Origin of the sequence: Kitasatospora sp. NPDC057518, from assembly GCF_042802075.1 — a bacterium.
In the GTDB taxonomy this organism is placed as follows: Bacteria; Actinomycetota; Actinomycetes; order Streptomycetales; family Streptomycetaceae; genus Kitasatospora.
In genome coordinates this window covers 1-3,434 of sequence record NZ_JBHVEU010000652.1, presented here as the reverse complement: position 1 = coordinate 3,434, position 3,434 = coordinate 1, and the positions used below count along the sequence as shown (strand labels likewise).

Genomic DNA, 3,434 nt, shown 5'->3' with positions numbered 1-3,434 from the left:
CTGGGCGCCGGGCACTACACCGCCGACGTCGCCAAGGTCACCATCAGCTACGGCGACGACGCGACGGAGTACCCGGCCGTCATGGCGGGCGGCGCCTTCGTCTACACCGCGGCCGTCTCCACCGGCCCCGACGCGGACCCCTTCCCCCCGGCCCCCTACGTCCACGCCTACAACGCGGACGGCAAGGAGATCTACAACCAGAAGACGCAGCCCACGGCCAAGGACACCCACCCGTAGGCGATGCCCCAGGAACTCAGCCGAGCCGCTTGAGCATCTTGACCGAGGTCGTCTCGTAGCCGAGCGACTCGTAGAGGCCGCGCGCGCCCGTGTTGAACCCGAAGACGCTGAGCCCGAGGGTACGGGCGCCCTGCGCCCGGGCGTACTCCTCGCCGAGGAGCATGGCCCTTCGCCCGAGGCCCAGCCCGCGCTTGTCGGCGTCGATCGCGATGTCCCAGATCCACCAGGAGCCGGCGTCCTCGCTCGTGTCCGGTCCGATCCAGAGGTGGCCGACGGTGGCCCCGGCGGCATCGACCACGTCGAAGAGCGCGTGCCCGGGGCTCGGTGCACCGGAGGGGAAGTAGCGGGCCATGCTGTCGGCCGCGTGCCGGCCGGCCTCCTCGGGCGTCTGCCCCGCAGCGACGAGGTCCTTGGCGTACTCGGCCCGGCTGCGATCGAGCCAGGCGGGCAGGAGTCGGGCGTCCATGGGGCGGAGGGTCGTAGACATCGGGCCAGCCTGCCACACTGCCGGCGCTGGAGCACTCCAGTTCCCGTCCAGGCGTTGCGACCAACCGTCAGCAGCGCGAACCCCGCCCGTTGTGGCAGCAGTTCGGGGGTCGGCGACCGGACGGGGGGTCAGTGGCGGTTGCCGAGGGCGAAGAGCAGGATGACGAAGCCGGCGAACAGGTGGGTGCCCAGGATGTAGATCCCGGCGCGGATGAGCATGGCCTTGCGCCGCTTCTTCTCGTCGCCGGTGGCGCTGCTCATGGTCGGTGCTCCTGGGGTCGGGTCGTGGGGCGGTCGTGGCGGGGCCTCGGGCGGATGTGCGGGCGCCGGGCGGTCATCGGTCCGTTCCCTTTCGTGCCGTGGCGTCCGCCAGGACTCCGGTGGTCCGCAGCTCGCTGCGGGCACGGGCGATGGCGTCCGGTGTCCGGGCGAAGACCCTCCCCTGCCGCTGGAGGGTGTCCAGGACGCCGAGGGCGTCCAGGGTCCGCCGGTGGCCGTCCGGTACCCCCGCGGCCAGGACGAGGATGCCGCGCCGTTCCAGCGTGCCGATCGCGTCGCCCAGCGCCAGGGCGCCCGTGGAGTCGATCGCGGTGACGTGGGACAGGCGCAGGATGACGGCCTTGACGTCGGTGGTCTCGGCGAGTTGGAGCAGGAAGCGGTGTGCGGCCGCGAAGAACACCGGCCCGTCTATCCGGTAGGCGACGATGTGCTCGGCGAGCAGCGCCCGCTCCTCCTCGTGGTGCTCGGCCGGGGCCAGGCCGTCGTGCAGCGGCACCTGCTGGAGCCGCGCGGACCGCGCGACCTGGCGCAGGGCCAGGATCCCGGCGACCGCCAGGCCGACGACGACGGCCGTGACCAGGTCGAAGGCCAGGGTCGCGGCGGCGGTCAGCGCCAGAACGGCGGCCTCGCCGCGTCCGCTGCGGGCCAGCGCCCGCAGTGAGGCCACCTCGACCATCCGGACCGCGGTGGCGATCAGGACGCCCGCGAGCGCGGCCAGCGGGATGCCCTCGACGAGCGGAGCCGCGGCGAACACGACCACCGCGAGCACCGCGGCGTGCACCAGGGCGGCCAGCCGGGAGACGGCGCCGGAGCGGACGTTGACGGCGGTACGGGCGATCGCGCCGGTGGCGGCGACGCCACCGAACAGCGGGGCGACCAGGTTGGCCACTCCCTGGCCGAACAACTCCCGGTCGCTGTCGTGCCGTTCGGAAGCACTCATCGCGTCCGCGGCGGTCGCCGACATCAGCGACTCCAGCGCCGCCAGCGCGGCGACCGCGAGGGCCGCGGTGAGCAGGTGCGGCACCGCGCCGGGGTCGAGGAAGCCCAGCGACGGCAGCGGCAGACCGGCCGGGAGGTGGCCGATGGTCGCCACGTCCAGGTGGGCGAGGTCGGCCACCGCGGTCGCGGCGGCGACGGCGAGCAGCGAGAACGGGATGCCGGGGCGCAGCCGTGCGCCGACGAGCATCACCGCGGCGACGGCGAGCGCCACGGCGGGCGCGGCCGGGTGCGGGTGGCGGGCGAAGTCGGCGAGGGCCTGTCCGGCGACGGCCACGACGTTCTCGGCGTCGCCCTTGGTGACGCCGAGGGCGGCGGGCACCTGCTGGAGTCCGATCACGCCGGCGATGCCGAGGGTGAAGCCCTCGACGACCGGCGCGGGGACGTAGGCCATGAAACGGCCGGCCCCGCCGAGGGCGAGGGCGACCAGCAGCAGGCCGGCGATCAGGCCGACGGTGAGGACGCCGGAGGTGCCGTACCGGTGCACGATCGGCACCAGGACCACGGTCATGGCGCCGGTCGGTCCGCTGACCTGGAGGTTGGAGCCGCCGAACACCGCGGCCAGCGCCCCGGCGACCACGGCGGTGGCCAGCCCGGCCTCGGCCCCCGCGCCGGAGGCGACGCCGAAGCCCAGCGCGAGCGGCAGCGCGACGATCGCCACCGTCAGACCGGCCACCAGGTCCTTGCGCGGTGAGCGCCCCATGGCGGCGAGGGCCGCGCGGTTCGGCAGGACGGCCCGGACCCGCCCGGCGGCCCGGCCCGCGAGGGTGGTCCGTGTGGCGCTCACGCCGTCTGCTCCGCCGCGTCCGGAAGCCCGGCCGAGCGCAGCTCGGCGAGCAGCGCCCCCTGGTCGGCGATCATCTCGGTGAGGATGCGGCGCGCGGCCCGCAGCAGCTCCGCGACGTCCGGCGTGCTCAGTGCGTAGACCACGGTGTTGCCCTCGCGGGTGGCCGTGACCAGGTTGCTGCGGCGCAGGACGGAGAGCTGCTGGGAGAGGCTGGACGGCTCGATCTCGATCGAGGCGAGCAGCTCGCGCACCGGACGCGGACCGTCCTGGAGCAGTTCCAGCACGCGGATGCGCGCCGGGTGGCCGAGCGTGCGGAAGAACTCCGCCTTCGCCTGGTAGAGCGGGACGGCCATGCTCAGTCCTCTTCCTGTTCCTCGGCGGTGTGCTCGATCTCGATGCCGTGCTGGGCGGCGATCCGCAGCAGCTGTGTGACGCGTCCGGCGTACGCCTGCGCGCTGTCCTCGTCACCTGCCGCCCGGGCGCCGGCCCGCTGCCGGCGGGCCTCGTCGAGCTGCTCGCGAAGCTCCTGGTCGAATACGTCGCTCATGCGCCCCTCCTCGCCGCCGGCGCTGCCGCGCGCGACCGCATCTCTGCCGAGTACAGGGCAGCATCATCTATGCACTTGAAGAATTCTTCAAGTTGCGACTTC

General features: G+C 73.9%; 5 protein-coding genes and 1 pseudogene. 1 reads left to right on the top strand and 5 read right to left on the bottom strand.

Annotated elements, in window-relative coordinates; all coding sequences use genetic code 11:
• Window positions 1-237, top strand: a pseudogene (locus tag ACFU7Z_RS37820) (hypothetical protein); the annotation flags it as partial.
• Window positions 238-253: 16 nt separating this feature from the next.
• On the opposite strand, the gene ACFU7Z_RS37815 reads toward ACFU7Z_RS37820, so the two are convergent.
• From ACFU7Z_RS37815 to ACFU7Z_RS37795, 5 genes are all read right to left on the bottom strand, one after another.
• A complete protein-coding gene (locus ACFU7Z_RS37815; protein WP_380745614.1) occupies window positions 254-703 on the bottom strand; it encodes a GNAT family N-acetyltransferase in 450 nt (149 codons plus the stop codon).
• A 149-nt stretch (window positions 704-852) separates the two neighbouring features.
• Window positions 853-984 carry a DUF6126 family protein gene (locus tag ACFU7Z_RS37810; RefSeq protein WP_220450012.1) on the bottom strand — a complete coding sequence of 44 codons (132 nt, stop codon included), beginning with the start codon at window positions 982-984 and terminating at the stop codon, window positions 853-855.
• Between the two features lie 73 nt (window positions 985-1,057).
• Window positions 1,058-2,701, bottom strand: coding sequence for a SulP family inorganic anion transporter (locus ACFU7Z_RS37805; RefSeq protein WP_380745618.1), 1,644 nt, complete (start codon window positions 2,699-2,701; stop codon window positions 1,058-1,060).
• 80 nt (window positions 2,702-2,781) lie between these two features.
• Window positions 2,782-3,138 (bottom strand): ArsR/SmtB family transcription factor, encoded by a 357-nt coding sequence (locus ACFU7Z_RS37800; RefSeq protein WP_380745616.1) that lies wholly within the window; start codon window positions 3,136-3,138, stop codon window positions 2,782-2,784.
• 2 nt (window positions 3,139-3,140) lie between these two features.
• Window positions 3,141-3,332 (bottom strand): hypothetical protein, encoded by a 192-nt coding sequence (locus ACFU7Z_RS37795; RefSeq protein WP_074005868.1) that lies wholly within the window; start codon window positions 3,330-3,332, stop codon window positions 3,141-3,143.
• Window positions 3,333-3,434: the final 102 nt, after the last annotated feature.

Bases quoted from the DNA above. Each gene is read 5' to 3' on its own strand.
- ACFU7Z_RS37800 (WP_380745616.1), bottom strand. From the start codon at position 3,138: ATGGCCGTCCCGCTCTACCAGGCGAAGGCGGAGTTCTTCCGCACGCTC.
- ACFU7Z_RS37795 (WP_074005868.1), bottom strand. From the start codon at position 3,332: ATGAGCGACGTATTCGACCAGGAGCTTCGCGAGCAGCTCGACGAGGCC.
- ACFU7Z_RS37810 (WP_220450012.1), bottom strand. From the start codon at position 984: ATGAGCAGCGCCACCGGCGACGAGAAGAAGCGGCGCAAGGCCATGCTC.
- ACFU7Z_RS37805 (WP_380745618.1), bottom strand. From the start codon at position 2,701: ATGGGGCGCTCACCGCGCAAGGACCTGGTGGCCGGTCTGACGGTGGCG.
- ACFU7Z_RS37815 (WP_380745614.1), bottom strand. From the start codon at position 703: ATGGACGCCCGACTCCTGCCCGCCTGGCTCGATCGCAGCCGGGCCGAG.